Consider the following 18,975-nt stretch of genomic DNA (forward strand, 5'->3'; position numbering starts at 1 on the left):
TATTCATCAATTGAATTTATTAAAATAAAAACAAAGAAATACAGAAGAAAAATCAATATACTATGCATACATATAATTTTTAATCAAATTTTTGAAAATTTCACAAAAATACATATCCAGAAAAAAATTTCTGATAATAAAAAAAAGCGAGACCTAAATCTCGCTTTTTTAACATTTTTAAACTTTTAATTTACTTAGAGTTTGCTTCGACTTTATCTAGTCTTTGTTTTTAAATTTTACATTTAACCTAAATTATAAGACACAAAAAAAGCGAGATCTAAATCTCGCTTTTTAAAACTATTATATTTGGATAAATAATTATTCTACCGTAACCGACTTTGCTAAGTTACGAGGTTGGTCAACATTACATCCTCTCATTACAGCGATGTAATAAGAAAGCAATTGCAACGGAATTGTTGTAACTAATGGTGATAATGCATCTGAAGTCTCAGGAATTTCGATTACATAATCTGCCAATTCACGTACTTGAGTATCTCCTTTTGTAACCACTGCAATGATTTTTCCGCTTCTAGATTTAATTTCTTGAATGTTACTTACAATCTTGTCATAATGCCCTTGTTTAGGAGCAATAACAATAACTGGCATAAATTCGTCAATTAAAGCAATTGGGCCGTGTTTCATTTCGGCAGCAGGATATCCTTCTGCGTGTATATAAGAGATCTCCTTTAATTTTAAAGCTCCTTCTAAAGCAACTGGAAAATTATATCCTCTACCTAAATAAAGACAGTTTGGAGAATCTTTAAAAGCTGCAGCAATTTCTTTTGCTTTATCATTCGTTTCTAATGCCTCAGATACTTTCTCAGGAATGATTTCCAATTCTTGAAGGTAAGTATGGAAATCTGTGTTTGATAAAGTTCCTTTAGCTTTTCCTAATCTTAAAGCAATCATTGTTAAAACAGTGATTTGAGTAGTAAAAGCTTTTGTAGAAGCTACTCCAATTTCTGGTCCTGCGTGCGTGTAAGCACCAGCATGACTTTCTCTAGAAATAGAAGAACCAACTACGTTACAAACTCCAAATACAAATGCTCCGTTCTCTTTAGCCAATTTAATTGCAGCCATAGTATCTGCAGTTTCACCAGATTGTGAAATCGCGATTACTACGTCATCTTTATTGATAATTGGGTTTCTGTATCTAAATTCAGAAGCATATTCTACTTCAACAGGAATACGTGTAAACTCTTCAAAAATGTATTCTGCTACTAAACCTGCGTGCCAAGAAGTTCCGCAAGCCACAATTAGAATACGTTTTGCATTTAAGAATTTCTCCAGATTGTCTTCGACACCAGCCATCTGAACAATTCCTTCATTAGCATGAAGTCTTCCTCTGTATGTATCTTTAATTACACTTGGTTGCTCGTAAATTTCTTTAAGCATGAAGTGATCATAACCGCCTTTTTCAATCTGCTCCAAATTCATTTGAAGTTCTTGAATGTAAGGATCAACTAAAGAATCATCGTGGATTTTTCTAATTTTAATTGGCTTATGCAGTCTGATATTTGCCATCTCGCCATCTTCTAAATAAACTGCATTAGAAGTATACTCAATAAATGGTGATGCATCAGAAGCAACAAAATACTCGCCTTCTCCAACTCCAATTGCCAACGGACTTCCTAATCTAGCCGCAACAAGTTCGTTTGGATTTTTTTTATCAAAAACAGCAATAGCATAAGCTCCAACTACTTGGTTTAATGCAATCTGAACCGCTTTTCCTAATTTAATATTTTCTTTCTTCTGAACTTCTTCTATTAAATTAACTAAAACCTCAGTATCTGTATCCGATTTAAAAGAGTAACCTCTTTTAATCAGCTCCTCTTTTAGAGGCGCATAATTTTCAATAATTCCGTTATGGATGATTACTAAATCTCCTGAATTTGAAAGATGAGGATGCGAATTCACATCATTTGGAACTCCGTGTGTTGCCCAACGCGTGTGCCCAATTCCGATAGTTCCATTTGTTGTAAAACCTTCATTAGCTTTAGCTTCTAGATCAGAAACTTTACCTTTTGTTTTACAAAGTTTGATCCCTGCCTCTTCGTCATATAACATAACGCCGGCACTATCATATCCTCTGTACTCGAGCCGCTTTAATCCCTTTATAACAATGGGATAGGCCTCTCTATGACCGATATATCCAACAATTCCACACATATATATTTATTAATTTGGTTTCGTGTAGTAAACCTCAAGTCGCACTCTTTTATCTTCTGCAACAGATGCTTTTGAACCATATAAGATTGTGCCTAGAGGACTCATCACCGATGCTCTCGGCGCTTGTGAAATAGTTTCGTTTTTAAGTTTCAATACATTTGAAGCACTTACGTTAATGCTTTGAGAAACAACTAGTCCTAAATCAACATTTTTTGCTGTCGCGTCTTTAATAAGATTACGAACATGATCTGTAATTCTAATTTTATATGTTTTTCCTCGTTTATTAGAATCCAGATTAATTATACCTCCGAAAACATATTTCGAAAGTCCTGGCTGAACAGTATTAGACGTTCCATCAGAATAGTAATCTACTAAAGGAACATTATTTGTCAAATCATAAAGATAAACTCTATTAGGCTCTACTAATCCAGTCATTTTATCAGCATCAATAGTAAAAACTAAATTTGCTTCATTTACTTTCCAATTACTTGCTCTAATTGTTTCTAATTGAGAAGCAAAATCTGTAAGACGAATAACACTTAAAGATCCTTGACCTCCTTTTAAGTAAAGTCTTTCGTCTCCTTCTGTTTTATTTACATTTGTTGTTATAGCACTTTCGTAATCAGGTTTTCGAACCGTTTGAAGAAAACTTGCTGTACTTGCCACACCCGTACTATAACCGCTCTTCAGCAATAAAGTAATTGTCTTATCTTCTGTAGTACTATCAGCATCTGTTGTAATAGCTGTTTTAGCTTTATATTTAATAATAATTTTACCTCCAGAAAAATCAATTAATGCCATGTTAGCAGGACTGCTTCCAGATCTTTCAACATTAAAATACAACCCTCTAAAATATTCCTGAAAAATGTCTTCTGTAGAAAGTTTCGAAGCCGCTGCATTTAATATTTTATTTTGGAAGAACGTCTTATTTAGAGTTAAATTCATTGCCGGAACACTTCTGTCAACTGTTTCTTTTTTGGTATCAGGATCAATGGTTGTTACCGAAATTTCTTCTGAACTAAAGAAGAATTCGTCATTTTCTAGTACACCTCCATCATTCAATCGATCCCCAATTTTCTTGCCAGAAAAATCAGCATCTTGATCTGTATAATAATACTGTGGCAATTGAGATCCATTATTAAAATAACTGTTTCTCATTTGCATTCCAGACTCGTAAATACTTAGTTTTAATTTTCCATTTTTATCTCCATAAATAGAATCTAATTCGTAAGTATGGCTTCCGTCATCATTAGTCGTTTTTAACGTATTAAAATAAGGAATACTAAGAGTAACACTTTCAATTACTGGAGATTCTCCAATAGTTGGTGCATAAGTTTCAAGTCCTATTTGAGTTACAAAGCTTGCTGTTGTAGTTCCAAAAACAGGGTCATCATAAATACCCAACGCATTTGTACCCAAATTATTTGACTGGATAGGAGTTACTTCTTGGTTAAAAGCCACAACATCATATTTTTCAGGTTCAAGCCCAAAATGATCATCACCAACTAACCCATCACCAAGCGCATTAAAATCTTTGTCGCAAGAATATAAAAAAACAGCAATTACAGCTAAAAAGATTTTTTTAACAAAAGAAGTATTATACATGTTTTATAATAAAAGTTAAAAATTTAAAGTCCAAAAGTTCTATAGAAATTTGTATAAGCCTCAGCAAATGCATCTTTCGTGGCGAAAGGTAAAAAAGGTTTTCCTGAAGATTCTATAAATTTTGTTAAACTTGGCGAAACATTTTCTGACGCAATGATAACACCGTCTGAATGTAAAATACTAGCTTTTAAAACATTCTCGTAATTTGGAACTTCTAAATCTGATACAGCGTCATGAGGAACACCATCGAATTTAACTTTATTAATCATTTCCAAATCTAAATTTTCATCAAACGACTGTCCGTAAACAGAAGTAATAATTTTAGTTTCAGAAAACAATGCTTCATGTTTGTAATAATGTTTCATGTAAATTGGTAGCATTGCCGCCAGCCATCCGTGAACATGTATAATGTCCGGAACCCAGTTTAACTTTTTTACAGTTTCGACAACACCTTTTGCAAAGAAAATTGCTCTTTCGTCATTATCAGGATATAAAACACCTTCTTCATCAGCGAAGGTTGCTTTACGTTTAAAGTATTCATCATTATCAATAAAGTAAACCTGAATTCTTTCTTTCGGAATTGAAGCTACTTTAATAATCAAGGGCATATCTAAATCATTCACTACCAAATTCATCCCTGAAAGCCTGATCACTTCGTGTAACTGGTGTCTTCTCTCGTTGATATTTCCATATCTTGGCATGAAAATTCTTATCTGACCGCCTTGATCATTAATCATTTTCGGAACGTCATAAGACATTAAAGAAACCTCATTTTCAGCCAAATAAGGCACGACTTCAGATGATACATATAATATCCTCTTATCTTTCATAATAGTATTTTACTTAATTTTGGTAATAAAAACGTCGCAAAATTACAAAAATTTATGCAGTTTATAACTAATATATTATGTTTGCATAAATTTTAATAATACCTCAATGCATATTTTCTACAGTAAAGCAGCGTTGATAGCCTATCTTAAAACTATCAAAACCGCAAATTCAACTATCGGATTTGTACCAACAATGGGCGCTTTACACCAAGGACATTTGGCTTTAATGCAACGTTCACTAAAAGAAAACAACGACACAGTAGTTAGTATTTTTGTCAATCCAACGCAATTTAACAACCCTGAAGATTTAGCAAAATATCCTAGGACACTAGAAGAAGATGTTAAGAAAATGCGTACATTAAGTGATAAAATTATTTTATACGCTCCTTCTGTCGATGATATTTATGAGGGAAATACCGTTTCGCAAGATTTTGATTTTGACGGATTAGAAAATCAAATGGAAGGGAAATTCAGACCAGGACATTTTAACGGCGTTGGAACAATTGTCAAAAGGTTATTCGAAATCGTAACTCCAACTAATGCTTATTTTGGCGAAAAAGATTTTCAACAGCTCCAAATTGTTAAAAAACTGGTCGAAAAAACAATTTTACCAGTAAACATTGTTGGTTGCCCTATTTTTAGAGAAGAAAATCAGCTTGCAATGAGTTCACGCAATGAACGTCTTACTGCAGATGAACGCAAAGAAGCTGCAATTATTTATAAAATTTTGACCGAAGCAAAAGACTTTTTCCAAAATCATAGTCCGCAAGAAACTGTCGAATTTGTAGAAAATTCTTTCAAAGACAACAAAAAATTTGAACTTGAATATTTTGTTATTGCTGACGAATCCACACTTTTACCTATCGATCAGAAAGAGAATGACAAAAATTACCGAGCATTTATAGCGGTATTTGTTAATTCTATAAGACTGATTGACACCATTTCATTAAATTAATCTAACTTTGCAGCATGCAAATTCAAGTTATAAAATCAAAAATTCATCGTGTTAAAGTAACGGGAGCCGATTTAAATTATATTGGCAGCATTACTATTGATGAAACTCTACTAGAAGCTTCAAACATTATTGAAGGCGAAAAGGTATCTATTGTTAACATTAATAATGGCGAGCGTTTTGAAACTTACGCTATTAAAGGTGAAAAAAATTCAGGCGAAATCACTTTGAATGGTCCTGCAGCAAGAAAAGTACAAAAAGATGATATCATCATTATCATTTCTTACGCAACCCTAGATTTTGAAGAAGCTAAAACCTTCAAACCTTGGATTATTTTCCCTAACGAAAATGACAATTCTTTAACCTAGGATTTTCTTTTCTTACCGAATTTCCCTACTTTGTCAAAAGTCATTTTGCACAAAACAGCTCTTCTTTTGTCTCAATTTAAAAATGATTAAGACGATAAAACACTGTGCTTCAATTTTTAATCTACTTAACAAGGAAGCAAATAAAATAGTATATTGCTACACTATTTTCAATACTTTTTAATTCACTGAAATGCCACAAATCATGAAAAAAGTTTACCTGCTAATTTTATTAATTTCAATTTCATCGTTCGCACAAAAAACGTTCGACAACATTAAATCAGAAAAACTAGGAGAAGAACGAAGAATCACAATCGGACTTCCTGCTTCTTACGAAGCAAACAAAGACAAAAAATATCCAGTTCTTTATTTATTGGATGGCGATTATTTATTTGACCCATTTTCTGGAGCTATAAGTTATGGCACTTATTGGGATGATATTCCAGAAATGATTATCATTGGAATTCATCAAAATAAAGACGGAGAACGTTTTGATGACACAACAATCGACCAAAATGAAGGACTTCCTTTTGAAAAGGGAGCAAAATTTTTTGAATTTATAGGAGCTGAATTAATTCCATATATTGAGAAAAAATATCGCACATCGCCTTTCAGACTTATTGCAGGTCATGATTTAACGGCAAGTTTTGCTAATTTTTATTTATATAAAGAAATTCCGCTTTTCGATGCATACATCTGTTTAAGCCCAGAACTTGCACCAAAAATGGAAGTACGGGTTGCTGAAAAGTTTGCTAAAATAAAAAAACCAGTGTTCTATTATCTTTCTGCTGGAGAAGGCGATATCAAGAAAATAAAAGAACCAATAGAAAAATTAAACGGAAATATTAAAATTGCTAATAATCCGTTAGTGAATTATAAATATGACGTATTCAAAGGTGCTACGCATTATACAGAAGTATTACATTCTATACCTAGTGCATTGTATCAGATTTTTGAAGTATACAGACCAATAAATTCTGCCGAATACAACGACAAGATTGCGGTTCTTCAAACGGGTTATGCAGAATATCTAGAAAAAAAATATACAGCGATGTCTGAAGTTTTAGGCGTTCAGATTCCTGTTAGATATAGTGATTTCAAAGTAGTAGAAAATCTTATTTTAAAAAGAAACGCCTACGATGAATTAAGTAAAATGGCTGAAATTGGAAATGTAAATTATCCAAAAGCCATGTTGGGAGAATATGAATTAGGCTTGATGTACGAAAAAATGGGCGATCCTAAACATGCTTCAAAAAAATATCAAAATGCTTCGCAAATGGAACCAATTGGCGATTTGAATAAAGATTTGATGTATGAGAAGATTGACGAAATGAATACGCTTGCTAAAAAAACCAAATAATGTCAAAAGTTAAAACTTCCTTTTTTTGCCAAAACTGCGGAACCCAATATGCCAAATGGCAAGGCCAATGCAATGCCTGCAAAGAATGGAATACGATTGCCGAAGAAATTATTCAAAAACAAGACAAGGTTGCCTGGAAAAGTGAATCGGCTCCTGTTAGCAAAGCGCCAAGACCTTTAAAAATTACTGAAATTGATTCTGCTCAAGAAGTTCGTATGGACACTACTGACAGTGAATTGAATCGTGTTTTAGGAGGCGGACTTGTCCCTGGGTCTTTGACGCTTTTGGGCGGTGAACCCGGCATCGGAAAAAGTACACTTTTACTTCAGGTTTCTTTAAAATTACCTTATAAGACTTTATACGTTTCTGGAGAAGAAAGTCAGAAACAAATTAAAATGCGTGCAGAAAGAATTACGCCAAACAGCGACAACTGTTATATTCTTACTGAAACCAAAACGCAAAACATTTTCAAACAAATTGAAACCATTCAGCCTGAAGTAGTCATAATCGATTCTATTCAGACTTTACATACCGATTATATCGAATCGACCGCAGGAAGTATTTCTCAAATTCGCGAAACCACAGCAGAATTGATCAAATTTGCCAAAGAAAGTAATATACCAGTAATCTTGATTGGACATATTACCAAAGACGGAAACATCGCTGGACCAAAAATTTTGGAACATATGGTTGATACTGTTCTCCAATTTGAAGGCGACAGAAATCATATTTATCGAATTTTGCGTTCGCTTAAAAACCGTTTTGGTTCGACCTCTGAACTTGGAATTTACGAAATGTTGGGCAGCGGATTACGAGAAGTTAGCAATCCTTCTGAAATCCTAATTTCTCATAAAGACGAAGAATTATCTGGAACTGCAATTGCGACAACTTTAGAAGGTATGCGTCCATTGATGATCGAAATACAATCTTTAGTAAGCACAGCTGTTTATGGAACGCCTCAACGAAGCACAACAGGTTACAACGCCAAAAGACTAAACATGATTTTGGCTGTTTTAGAAAAAAGAGCCGGATTTCGTTTAGGCGCAAAAGACGTTTTCTTGAATGTAACTGGCGGAATTTCTGTTGACGATCCTGCAATTGACTTGGCGGTTGTGGCCGCGATTTTATCTTCAAATGAAGATATTCCTGTTGGAAAAGGATTCTGTTTTGCTGGAGAAGTCGGACTTTCTGGCGAAATTCGTCCTGTAAATCGTGTTGACCAACGCATTCAAGAAGCTGAAAAACTAGGTTTCGATACTATTTTTGTTTCAAAATACAACAAAATTGCTTTAAAAAATACTGGAATTAAGATTGAGCTTGTAGCAAAAATTGAAGATGTTGCAAGTATTTTATTTGGATGATTTTTAGAATAATCTATTATAAAAAAATCCTGCTAGAATGTATAATATACTTTAGCAGGATTTTTTATAACCTTCTTAAATTATTACCATTTTATAATTCTAAAACTTCCTTCAGTAACTGTAAATGTTTCTCCTTTTGAAGTACCTGAAAAACTAAAAGTTCCTTCAATTTTTTTATCATCATTAGCAGTTATATTTATAGTGCCAGATGTAGCATTAGAATTGTTTATTTCTGGCATAAAACTAAAAGTCGCCTGATAAGTAGTTGTAAGATTTGACAAATCATATACTATTGGATGACTTCCTGTTGTAATATTTAAAGGCATCCATAAAGAGATTTTTTTATATGTGTCATCAATTCCTGAACTTCCCATTATATTTACACTTGCTGAAGTAATTAAAGCGGGTTCAGAAAAATTATATACTTTTTCATTATACTTAAATTTCATAAATCCTTCCTGACTGCTTGGATTTTCTGTATCATCAGACGAATTATCACTACTGCATGAAGACAAGACTAATGCACTAATTGCAAAAGACAAAAACATAATTTTTTTTAAAATTTTCATTTAACCGATTTTTTTATTGTTTAATAAAAACAAATATATAAGATATTTACTACATAATATTACAGTTTTCCACAAATATCAAAAGAAAATAAAATCAAGAAGATCGTTACCTTTTGAAATAGCATCGACAAGTAAACACAAACATTATTATATCAGCATTTTAGGTATATTGTTTAAAAATTAAAAGAAAAACTCTACAAGCTGATAATTTTAAATTTAAATTTATCCTAGATTTGAAAACTAAATAATTTCGAAGCAAATTAATTTTATGAATTTTCCAAAACAAAAAATATACAAAGCATTAAAAATACTAGGAATAATAATCGTAGTGCTTTGCATCGGACTTTACTATTTTCGTGATTCGCTTTTAAAACAGGCTATCGCGAAAGTGACTCATAAAATGGCCGTGCAATACAACAGTAACTTTTCTGTAGAGTCAGCTTCATTTGATGGTTTATCAACCATAAAATTGACAGATGTGGTTTTAGCGCCAATCAATGCTGACACGCTTTGCAAAATTAAGAATGTAGAAACTAGCATTAGTTTAAGTAATTTATTAATTGGCGATGTTCAGCTTGGAACTTTAAAAGTTGACAACGGTTATATTCAATTAGTCAAAAAAGGCAAAAAACGAAATTTTGATGCCTTTTTAAAAAGAGACAAAGAGGAGACAGAATCGAACGAAAAACGCAAATATGCTGCTTTTGCATACAGAATCATTTCAAAAGTGCTGAATTTGGTTCCGACCGATATGGATTTGAAAAACTTTCAATTCAAAATCGACGATAACGGAAAACAAACTTCTATAGATGTAGATAAACTCGTTTTAAGCAACAAACAGCTCGAAACCAATCTTCATGTCCAGGCAAAAGATTTTGATCAGCGCTGGAACATTAAAGGATTTGCCGATCCAAGAAACAAAAAAGCTGATATTCGTTTTTTCAACTTAGATACTGGCGCGATTCGCGTTCCGTATTTAGATCAGCGTTATAACTTAAAAGCAAGTTTTGATTCTATTCGTCTTAATGTTCAAAACATTGACAAAAGTGGCAGCGAACTTCATATCGACGGTTACACTTCTATCGCAAATCTTAAAATCAACCACCCAAAAATCGCGAGTAAGGATGTCGTGATAAAAAATGCCCGTTTTGATTACCGATTTTTATTGGGCGATAGTTTTATTTCTATCGATAGTTCTTCGACTATGCAGCTGAACAAGATTAAAGTTCGTCCTTATATTTCTTACGACACTGAAAAAGACACAGTTTATACTTTGAAAGTTGATATTCCGAAAATGAAAGCGCAAGATTTTATCGTTTCGCTTCCTGATGGTTTATTCACGCATTTTCAAGGAATGCAGGCAACTGGAAATTTCGATTACAAATTGGATTTCAAATTCAATAAAAATAAACCCAATACGCTTGTTTTTGACAGTAAGCTTAACAAAGAAGATTTACGAATTACCAAATATGGCGAAGCCGATTTAAATAAGCTAAATGGCGAATTTGTTTATCGTGCGATTATTCAGAATGTCTTGCAAAGACCTGTTTTGGTTGGAAATGCAAATCCGAATTATACGCCTTTGGACCAAATTTCTCCATATTTGAGAAAATGTGTTTTAACAACCGAAGATCCGTCTTTCTTCTCACATCGCGGATTTATAAACGAAGCGTTCAAACAATCTATTCTTAAAAACATTCGGACTAAGAAATTCTCTCGCGGGGCAAGCACAATCAGCATGCAGTTAATTAAGAATGTCTTTTTAACTCGTGAAAAAACGCTTTCGCGAAAGCTTGAAGAAATTTTATTGGTTTACATTTTAGAAAACAACCGAATTGTAAGCAAAGAAAGAATGTTGGAAGTGTATTTCAATATTATTGAATGGGGTCCAAATGTTTACGGAATTGGTGAAGCGAGTCATTTCTATTTTCAAAAAAGTCCTTCGGCTTTAAATGTTGACGAATGTTTATACTTGGCAACGATTATTCCGAAACCAAGAAAATTCATGTATCAGTTTAATGATGAAGGTAACTTGAAAGATTACGCTATTAAAAACCAAAAATTCCTAAAGAATTTAATGTTTAGAAGAGGACTTTTAGTTCCTGAAGATACAATTGGCTTATTGCCTGTTTACATTTCAGGAAATGCACGTTCTCTAATAAAAATTAAAGTTCCAGATTCTACAGCAATCAAAACAGATTCTTTGGCTGTTGATGATGAATTTGATTTGTAAATAGTTAAGCTTAACCGCAAAGGACGCAANNTGCGTCCTTTGCGGTTAAACAATTATTTAAAATTCTTCAAAAACTCTTCTTTGTAAGTTGGCGAAACTTCAATTTCAGTTCCGTCGTTTAATGTTACTATTCCGCCTTTATTATATGATTTCACACAATTAAGATTGATGATATGCGATTTATGAACACGAATAAAAGGCAATGGCAAGATCTCCGAAAAATGTTTCAGAAATCGGCAGACCATTTTTTTTGCTCCATTGTTTAAATACAAATCGGTAAAATTTCCATTTCCGCGAAGACGAACAATATCTTCCATTTTGACAACTTCAAAACCTTCAAGTGTTGGCAGAATGACTTGTTGTTTTTCTGGTTTCTGTTCGTGAAAATTCTCTACAATAATTTTATTTCGATTGAATATTTCATGATTTAAAATCTGATGATGCACTTTGTTTACCGCAATTATCAATTCTTCGATACTAATTGGTTTTAAAAGATAATAAGCTGCACTTTGGTTTAAAGCTCGAAGCGAATATTCAGAAAAAGCGGTTACAAAAATGGTTTCAAAGTGAAGGTCTTTGCAAGCTTCCAAAACATCGAAAGCATTTCCAAAAGGCATTTCTACATCCAGAAAAACCAACTGCGGTTTAATTTCATGCAACAACGGAACGGCTTCTTTTATATTTTGCGCTTCGCCAACAACCTCAACTTGCGGACAATATTTGCTCAAATAATTTTTAAGCACTTCGCGCGCTGCCAATTCATCTTCGACAATTACACTTTTAATCTTCTGCAAAGTCATCATATTTTGTCAATTAATGGAAAAACAATTTGAACAATTGTGCCTGATTCTGGTTTTTCTTTTTCTGAAACAGTAAACGAAATATCTTTTTTGTACAATTCGTTCAAAAGGTCAATTCTTTCTTTGGTATTGTTCAAACCGCGAGATTCGTAAATTCTCTGATTGGTCGTTTTGAGTTCACGGCTTTTGGTTAAACCAATTCCGTTGTCTTCAATTATCACATTAATTTTTCCGTTTTTATATTCAAATCGAAGTGATAAAAAACCCTTTTTGTCCAAATAACGTAATCCGTGCCAAATGGCATTTTCTAAATGTGGCTGCATAATCATATTCGGAACAAAAACTCTTTCGGTGTCGAGAGACTCATCAACCACAATTTCAAAATCGAATTTATCCTGAAAACGCAAATGTTCTAAATCGAGATATTTCTTTAATTGCTCTACTTCTTTATCCAATGAAATAAAATCTTTATTGGAATTTTCCATCATATTTCGCATCAGATTTGAATAGGAAGTCAAATATTTATTGGCTTCCAATTCTTTATTTTCGGCAATAAACTGATTTACGCTATTTAAACTATTAAAAATAAAATGTGGATTCATTTCACGACGCAATGACTGCAAAGCGATTTCTTTGTTTTTGATTCTGATGGAATACAACGCTTTTACAATGAATAAAAACAAAAGCAGCAACAACCCAATTGAGCCTAAAAGGAAATAATTGAAGGAGTTTTTCTTCGAAATCAATTCGTCTTTTAAGACCTTTTCTTTTTCAAGCTGACGAATTTTATCTTCTGTAACCTGAAAAGTTTTAGCATCGATTAAAGTTGTATCAGATTTGATTAATTGTTCGAAATTATTAAAAAACTGTTCGTACAAAGCCATGCTTTCCTTGTCTTCTCCTTTTGTTTTATAATATTTGATTAATGAAGACAAACTCTTTTTTGCTTCGGATGAATTTCCTTTCTGAAAAGATAGATCGTAAGCTTCTTTTAGGGAAGAAATAGCTTTTTCTGGTTCTTTCTTTTCAAAATAAAGCGAGGCTAGCGATTGTAATTGTTTTATTTCTGTGGTAAAATCGTTGTTGGTTTTAGCATCAGCAAGCAATTTTTCGTTAATGGCAAGCGCTTTGTCAAACTGATTATCAGCAACGTAAACTTTTGCGATTTCGTTTTTAATTTTAACTTCTTCTGGTTTGTCTTTGGCGTATTTTAAAGCTTTTTTATAACTTTCAATTGCTACTGCTTTGTCCTTCAACTGCAAAGAATTCTCTGCTTTCTGAACATATGCTTTACTAACTTCTTCGGTTTTTTTCTCTTTTTTCAGCAATTCAATATTAGAATTCAAATAATCTGTCTGACTTGCAGGATTAGATTGATTTTTAAGTCTGTTGGCATCATTCAAATTGATTTTTTCTTCAGCTGCATCTTTGGTCAGTGAACCAGCCTTTTCATAATTTTTTATAGCAGAATCGAAGTTTTTCTGATTTTCCTGAACTTTGGCCAAACTTCTTGTAACGCGCGTTTTATCTTCTGTCTGTTTTAATTTGGTATAAGAGTTTAAAGCTCTTTTAAAATATTCTTCTGCTTTTGCATTATCGCCTTTACTTAGAAAATCGTTAGCTAGCTTTTCATAGTTTTGAGCAATTTTCGATTCATCGTTTTCATCTAATGATTTAGATAATTCCTCGGCAGTTTTACTGATTTTGGCTTTACTCTTTGTTTCGCTTTTTTCAGGAAGTGCCTGCGCAGTTATTTCTTGAGGAAATAAAAACGCTAAAAAAAGCAGACTAAAAACAATTAATACATGACGTTTCACAAACAAGTTATTTAGAAAGTGTAAAGTAACTTAATTTCAAATTCCTATCCTATCATATTCACCAAGTCAAACGGCCTGTTGACCCATTCTCTCAAAAATACGTTTTTTCGATCAATACTTTTACCTCATAATCTTAAAAAACCATTATTATGAAAAAACTACTTTACTCCTCTTTTATCCTTTTTTCTCAATATATAATTGGACAGGCTTCTGGAAATGTCAATTATCAGAATCAATATTCTGCTAATAATACAATTGATATTAGTTTCCCTTCTCACGAAGGTATTGTAGCAAGTGTAAAAGGACTTGCTAATGTAAAAGCAGATTCATATACAGCAATTTTTAGCACAACTCAAACGGGTAAAACAACTAAAGAAGTCAATGAATTAATTGACCAGCGAATTGAACGTTTACTAAGCGAAATCAAACTCAAAAAAGGCGTTGAGATTTTTGTCGATATGATTTCTTTTGTTCCCGTTTATGAATATGAAGCCGAGAAAAAGGTTTTCAGCCGTAAAACTTACAATGAAGTTCCTGTGGGATTTGAGTTAAAGAAAAACATCCACATAAAATATTCCGATCCAAATCAGCTGAATGATTTTATTTCGATTTTATCTAATCATGAAATATACGATTTAGTGCGAGTTGATTATTTCTCCAATTCATTGGAAACCATTAAAAAAGAAATGATGAACAAAGCCAAACTGCTGATTCAGGAAAAGATCAAGAATTATGAACTTCTTCTTGGGGAAACATTCACAAACGTTGAAAAAAGAATTACCGATGATTTTGTTGTGAATTTACCTGTCGAAATGTACAGATCGTATGAAGCGTACAATAGTTCTTCTTTAAACTTAAAAAAATCGGCAAATGTTAATCAGACTAGTAAATCGACTACGCTTTATTATCAGCCTGTATTCAGCAAAGAATTTGATTTTATCATTAACCCTTCGGTTTTGGAACCTGTTATTCAGGTACAATATGAAGTAAAGATTTTCATTAACAGAGAAAAAGAAAAGAAACAAGTTGCCAAAACAGATAAAGAATTTATTCTGATTACTCAAAATGGCGATTTAAGACCTATTAATGTCAATTCTCCAAAACCAACCAACTAATCTTAATATCTTGGGCATAATTAAAAGCGCAACATTTTGACACAGATAAAACGGATTTGCTATCGCAAAAACACCGATCTATACGGATTTTAAATCAGTTTTTATCTGCGTTGCAATTTATCTATTTAATCCCAGAACTATTTCACCAAGTCAAAAGACCGTTTCACCATTTGTCCCAAAACCGTGCTTTTTTAGTTTCTAAGTTTGATCTGTAATCATCCAATTAAAAACTAAAATTATGAAATCAAATCTTTTTATAACAGCACTTTTGGCGGCGTCAATTTCTTTTGCTGCGTGTAATTCATCTAATGCAAAACCAATAAAAAATACTGAAATCGAAAAACCAGATTCGGCTGAAACGACCAAAATTCAAGTCGCGCTTTTATTGGACACTTCTAATAGTATGGACGGATTAATCGATCAGGCGAAATCGAGATTATGGAATATTGTAAACACTTTGACGACTTTAAAATACGAAGGAAAAACGCCAGATATCGAAATCTCTTTATACGAATATGGAAATGACGGTTTATCTGAAAAGTCAAATTACATTAGACAAGTCACGCCTTTATCGACAGATTTGGATTTGATTTCAGAAAAATTATTTGCTTTAAGAACCAATGGCGGAAGTGAATATTGCGGTGCCGTAATTCAGGATGCAACCAAAGAATTAAAATGGTCAGCAGAAAACAACAGCATGAAACTGATTTACATTGCAGGAAATGAAGGATTCGATCAGGGAAAAATCAGTTATAAAGAAACAATTAGCGATGCTTTGAAGAACAATATTTATGTGAATACTATTTTTTGCGGCAATAAAACGGAAGGTATCGGTTTATTTTGGAAAGACGGCGCAGATCGCGGAAAAGGGAAATATTTCAATATCGATTCAGACAAAGCGGTTCAATATATTGCAACGCCTTATGACGATGAAATCGCTAAATGTGACGAAAAAATAAACAAAACTTACATCAATTACGGCGCTAAAGGTGCAGATAAAAAAAGAAACCAAGTAATGCAGGATCAGAATGCTAAAATGGTTTCGGCTTCCAATTATACCGATCGCGCGGTAAGTAAATCCAAAGCAGCTTATAAAAACGAAAGTTGGGATTTGGTAGATAAAGTAAAAGACGATGCAGGCGCTATTTCTAAAATTCAGAAAGAAGAACTTCCGGCAGAACTTCAAAATAAAACTACTGCTGAAATTCAGGTAATCGTAAACGAAAAGAAAAAAGAAAGAGAAACGATTCAGAAAGAAATTACTGTCTTGGCAAAAAAACGTCAGCAATATATTGATACTGAAGCTAAAAAAACTAAAATGCAAGATGATCTTGGAAACACAATAAACTCTTCTATTCTAGCTTTCGCAAAAGTGAAAGGCTATACGGTTGAGAAATAAGAATTCTAATGAAAAAGAAGATCTTCTTTCTGCTCTTTACCGCGATTCCTTTGATTTGTTTGAGTTGCGAAAATAAAAAAGAGAAAATAAAAGACACAAAAAGTACAAAACCGATTTATTCCTATGAAAAGAAACTAAAAAGTAAAATTGCTGAAATAAGAAGCTTCTTGGGGAAATCTTCAAAATACAATTCAGATGTTGCACTATTTTTAGACATGAAGATAGAATCTGGAAGAAATCGGTTTTTTATTTATGATTTGAAACACGACAAATTGCTAGATAAAGGTTTAGTCGGACACGGTTCTGGTTCGGAAACAGGAATTCCAGGCGAACTAAAATTCAGCAATATCAAAAATTCAAATTGCAGTTCGTTAGGTAAATATGCCATTGGCGGTTCTTATGTTGGAACATTTGGAAAAGCTTATAAATTATATGGTTTAGACAAAACCAATAGCAATGCTTTTGATAGAAATATAGTGCTGCATAAATATTCTGAAATTCCGTTTGATGAACAGCCTTATCCAATTTGCAATAGTCTCGGATGTCCAATGGTAAACGAAAAATTCTTCGGCGTTCTCGAAAAATTGATTGACAATTCTAAAAAGAAAATCATTTTGGTTATGTATTATTGAACCAACCTTTCAGCTACTTTTGTCATCTATACTTTTATAAAAAGACTTTAAATTATATTCCAATGATTAAAAAACAAGCAACCGCACTCCTATTACTGTTTGGTTTTTTTGCCTTTGCACAGAAACCCATTTTTACTACGGCAAAAGTAAAAGCGGCTACAGTATATTTTAATGCTGCCGAAATTTCGCAGACCGCAAGCACTACTTTACCTGCTGGAACGAGTGAAATAGTGATTAAAAATGTGGCTTCATATTTAAATGAAAATTCCGTGCAGATTGGCGCTCCGGCAAATGTCACGGTACTTTCAGTTCAGTTTACCAATAATTACATTTCAGAATATGAGACAGATTCGAAATCACCTTTAATCAAAAGAGTAAATGATAGTATTGTTTTGGTTCAGAAAGAACTTCAAAAAGTAAATAATACAATTAGTTCAGAAACCAAAACCATGCAATTGCTGGATCGAAATCAGCAAGTTTCAGGAACAAATTCTGGATTGAATGTTACTGAATTGATGAAAATGGTTGATTATTATAAAAACAAACAAATCGAAATCGCCAATAATATCAATATATTAACCGATAAACAGAAAAAGCTAAACGAAACGCTTCAAAAACTGAACAACAAACTCGAAATTGATTCAAGTAAAGAAGAAAAAACTTCATCAGGAAAATTAATTGTCCAGGTAATGAACAGTGCGGCCGGAATTGTTCCGTTAGAGATTTCATATTTAACACAAAGCGCGTCTTGGGTTCCATTTTATGATTTGCGCACCGAAAGTGTAAATGCGCCAATCAATATGGTTTACAAAGCTCAAGTAGCTCAAAACACTGGTGTTGACTGGAAAAAAGTAAAACTGACTTTATCAAGCGGTTATCCGAATCAAAATAATCAGGCTCCGATATTAAGTTCTTGGTTTTTGAGAAACAATGCTAATTATGGTTATAATCAAAGAGCTACTGCAAACCAAATACAAAGTAGTGCTCTTGGAATGATGAAGGAGAAAAAAAACAGTGATGCGCTTGCGGCACCTGTTATGGAAGAATCTACTATTTCTGATTTTACAACTGTTTCAGAAAACCAGCTTAATATTGCTTTTGATATTGATATTCCGTACGACATTCTTTCTAACGGAAAAGTTCATAGTGTTTCATTAAAAGAGATTAAACTTCCAGCAACGTATAAATATTATGCTGTTCCAAAAGTAGAAAATGAAGCTTTCTTACTTGCTGAAATTGCAGATTACAGCAAATACAATTTATTGCAAGGCGAAGCAAATATCATTTTTGAAGGTATGTATGTTGGAAAAACGTTTATCGAACCGAATCAAACTTCTGACACTTTGAATTTAAGTATGGGTCGTGATAAAAAGGTTTCGATCAAACGTGAAAAAGTGGCTGACAAATCGGGAACTAAGTTTTTATCTTCTAGAAAAGAACAGACTTTTACGTACGACATTACCATTCGAAATAATAAAAAAGAATTGGTTGAACTTTTATTGAAAGATCAATATCCATTAACAACCAATAAAGAAATCGAAGTGGAATTATTGCAAAGCGACAGCGCCAAAGTAAATGCCGAAACTGGAATCTTGACTTGGCAATTACAGCTGAAACCAAATGAAACCAAAAAGATCAGAATAAGTTACCGAGTAAAATATCCTAAAGATCAGGTTTTGAATTTGTAAAGCTTTTAAACACAAAATCCCGACAACTAATAAATTTTCGGGATTTTGTATTTTGTCGGAAACCTAACAGGTTTTTAAAA

Annotated in this window: 15 protein-coding genes; 9 read left to right on the plus strand and 6 right to left on the minus strand. The window is 32.9% G+C overall.

Annotation, left to right across the window (positions count from 1 at the left end; all coding sequences use genetic code 11):
* Positions 1-318: 318 nt before the first annotated feature.
* The 3 genes from glmS to OD917_RS11000 are packed head-to-tail and all read right to left on the minus strand — an operon-like array spanning position 319 to position 4,604.
* Positions 319-2,169: a glutamine--fructose-6-phosphate transaminase (isomerizing) gene (gene glmS / locus OD917_RS10990; RefSeq protein WP_263523573.1), complete on the minus strand. Its 1,851-nt coding sequence runs from the start codon at positions 2,167-2,169 to the stop codon at positions 319-321.
* A gap of 9 nt (positions 2,170-2,178) precedes the next feature.
* A complete protein-coding gene (locus tag OD917_RS10995; protein WP_263523574.1) occupies positions 2,179-3,774 on the minus strand; it encodes a DUF4270 domain-containing protein in 1,596 nt (531 codons plus the stop codon).
* 23 nt (positions 3,775-3,797) lie between these two features.
* The gene (locus tag OD917_RS11000; protein ID WP_263523575.1) at positions 3,798-4,604 is read right to left on the minus strand and encodes a glycogen/starch synthase; all 807 of its coding nucleotides are present in this window, start codon (positions 4,602-4,604) and stop codon (positions 3,798-3,800) included.
* Positions 4,605-4,710: 106 nt separating this feature from the next.
* On the opposite strand from OD917_RS11000, the gene panC reads away from it, so the two are divergent.
* The 4 genes from panC to radA all read left to right on the plus strand — a co-directional run bounded on the left by panC (position 4,711) and on the right by radA (position 8,642).
* Positions 4,711-5,559 (plus strand): pantoate--beta-alanine ligase, encoded by an 849-nt coding sequence (panC, locus tag OD917_RS11005; protein ID WP_263523576.1) that lies wholly within the window; start codon positions 4,711-4,713, stop codon positions 5,557-5,559.
* Between the two features lie 14 nt (positions 5,560-5,573).
* Positions 5,574-5,924, plus strand: coding sequence for an aspartate 1-decarboxylase (gene panD, locus OD917_RS11010; RefSeq protein ID WP_008465481.1), 351 nt, complete (start codon positions 5,574-5,576; stop codon positions 5,922-5,924).
* A gap of 202 nt (positions 5,925-6,126) precedes the next feature.
* Positions 6,127-7,281, plus strand: coding sequence for an alpha/beta hydrolase (locus OD917_RS11015; RefSeq protein WP_263523577.1), 1,155 nt, complete (start codon positions 6,127-6,129; stop codon positions 7,279-7,281).
* Entirely contained in the window at positions 7,281-8,642 is a 1,362-nt protein-coding gene (gene radA / locus OD917_RS11020; protein ID WP_111284960.1) for a DNA repair protein RadA, read from the plus strand. Before OD917_RS11015 ends, radA begins: the two co-directional genes overlap by 1 nt.
* A gap of 83 nt (positions 8,643-8,725) precedes the next feature.
* On the opposite strand, the gene OD917_RS11025 is transcribed toward radA, so the two are convergent.
* Positions 8,726-9,211, minus strand: a complete 486-nt coding sequence (locus OD917_RS11025; protein ID WP_263523578.1) for a DUF6252 family protein — start codon at positions 9,209-9,211, stop codon at positions 8,726-8,728.
* 268 nt (positions 9,212-9,479) lie between these two features.
* Between OD917_RS11025 and OD917_RS11030 the strand changes: the two genes are divergently transcribed.
* Positions 9,480-11,444 carry a transglycosylase domain-containing protein gene (locus tag OD917_RS11030; RefSeq protein WP_263523579.1) on the plus strand — a complete coding sequence of 655 codons (1,965 nt, stop codon included), beginning with the start codon at positions 9,480-9,482 and terminating at the stop codon, positions 11,442-11,444.
* 53 nt (positions 11,445-11,497) lie between these two features.
* On the opposite strand, the gene OD917_RS11035 is transcribed toward OD917_RS11030, so the two are convergent.
* A complete protein-coding gene (locus tag OD917_RS11035) occupies positions 11,498-12,244 on the minus strand; it encodes a LytR/AlgR family response regulator transcription factor (RefSeq protein WP_263524571.1) in 747 nt (248 codons plus the stop codon).
* Complete coding sequence (locus tag OD917_RS11040; RefSeq protein WP_263523580.1) at positions 12,244-14,061, minus strand: histidine kinase; 1,818 nt, start codon at positions 14,059-14,061, stop codon at positions 12,244-12,246. The genes OD917_RS11035 and OD917_RS11040 overlap by 1 nt, the downstream gene beginning before the upstream one ends.
* Before the next feature lie 149 nt (positions 14,062-14,210).
* Between OD917_RS11040 and OD917_RS11045 the strand changes: the two genes are divergently transcribed.
* The 4 genes from OD917_RS11045 (at position 14,211) to OD917_RS11060 (ending at position 18,895) form a co-directional block, all read left to right on the plus strand.
* Entirely contained in the window at positions 14,211-15,176 is a 966-nt protein-coding gene (locus tag OD917_RS11045) for an SIMPL domain-containing protein (protein ID WP_263523581.1), read from the plus strand.
* Between the two features lie 238 nt (positions 15,177-15,414).
* Complete coding sequence (locus OD917_RS11050) at positions 15,415-16,575, plus strand: vWA domain-containing protein (RefSeq protein WP_263523582.1); 1,161 nt, start codon at positions 15,415-15,417, stop codon at positions 16,573-16,575.
* 8 nt (positions 16,576-16,583) lie between these two features.
* Entirely contained in the window at positions 16,584-17,207 is a 624-nt protein-coding gene (locus OD917_RS11055) for a murein L,D-transpeptidase catalytic domain family protein (RefSeq protein ID WP_263523583.1), read from the plus strand.
* A 62-nt stretch (positions 17,208-17,269) separates the two neighbouring features.
* The gene (locus tag OD917_RS11060; RefSeq protein ID WP_263523584.1) at positions 17,270-18,895 is read left to right on the plus strand and encodes a DUF4139 domain-containing protein; all 1,626 of its coding nucleotides are present in this window, start codon (positions 17,270-17,272) and stop codon (positions 18,893-18,895) included.
* Positions 18,896-18,975 lie beyond the last annotated feature (80 nt).

The sequence above is a fragment of the Flavobacterium sp. SH_e genome (genome assembly GCF_025717045.1).
Classification (GTDB): Bacteria; Bacteroidota; Bacteroidia; order Flavobacteriales; family Flavobacteriaceae; genus Flavobacterium.

What these genes read in the sequence shown, in the direction of transcription:
- glmS (WP_263523573.1), bottom strand. Translation starts at nt 2,169, where the DNA reads ATGTGTGGAATTGTTGGATATATCGGTCATAGAGAGGCCTATCCCATT.
- OD917_RS10995 (WP_263523574.1), bottom strand. Translation starts at nt 3,774, where the DNA reads ATGTATAATACTTCTTTTGTTAAAAAAATCTTTTTAGCTGTAATTGCT.
- OD917_RS11000 (WP_263523575.1), bottom strand. Translation starts at nt 4,604, where the DNA reads ATGAAAGATAAGAGGATATTATATGTATCATCTGAAGTCGTGCCTTAT.
- panC (WP_263523576.1), top strand. Translation starts at nt 4,711, where the DNA reads ATGCATATTTTCTACAGTAAAGCAGCGTTGATAGCCTATCTTAAAACT.
- panD (WP_008465481.1), top strand. Translation starts at nt 5,574, where the DNA reads ATGCAAATTCAAGTTATAAAATCAAAAATTCATCGTGTTAAAGTAACG.
- OD917_RS11015 (WP_263523577.1), top strand. Translation starts at nt 6,127, where the DNA reads ATGAAAAAAGTTTACCTGCTAATTTTATTAATTTCAATTTCATCGTTC.
- radA (WP_111284960.1), top strand. Translation starts at nt 7,281, where the DNA reads ATGTCAAAAGTTAAAACTTCCTTTTTTTGCCAAAACTGCGGAACCCAA.
- OD917_RS11025 (WP_263523578.1), bottom strand. Translation starts at nt 9,211, where the DNA reads ATGAAAATTTTAAAAAAAATTATGTTTTTGTCTTTTGCAATTAGTGCA.
- OD917_RS11030 (WP_263523579.1), top strand. Translation starts at nt 9,480, where the DNA reads ATGAATTTTCCAAAACAAAAAATATACAAAGCATTAAAAATACTAGGA.
- OD917_RS11035 (WP_263524571.1), bottom strand. Translation starts at nt 12,244, where the DNA reads ATGACTTTGCAGAAGATTAAAAGTGTAATTGTCGAAGATGAATTGGCA.
- OD917_RS11045 (WP_263523581.1), top strand. Translation starts at nt 14,211, where the DNA reads ATGAAAAAACTACTTTACTCCTCTTTTATCCTTTTTTCTCAATATATA.
- OD917_RS11050 (WP_263523582.1), top strand. Translation starts at nt 15,415, where the DNA reads ATGAAATCAAATCTTTTTATAACAGCACTTTTGGCGGCGTCAATTTCT.
- OD917_RS11055 (WP_263523583.1), top strand. Translation starts at nt 16,584, where the DNA reads ATGAAAAAGAAGATCTTCTTTCTGCTCTTTACCGCGATTCCTTTGATT.
- OD917_RS11060 (WP_263523584.1), top strand. Translation starts at nt 17,270, where the DNA reads ATGATTAAAAAACAAGCAACCGCACTCCTATTACTGTTTGGTTTTTTT.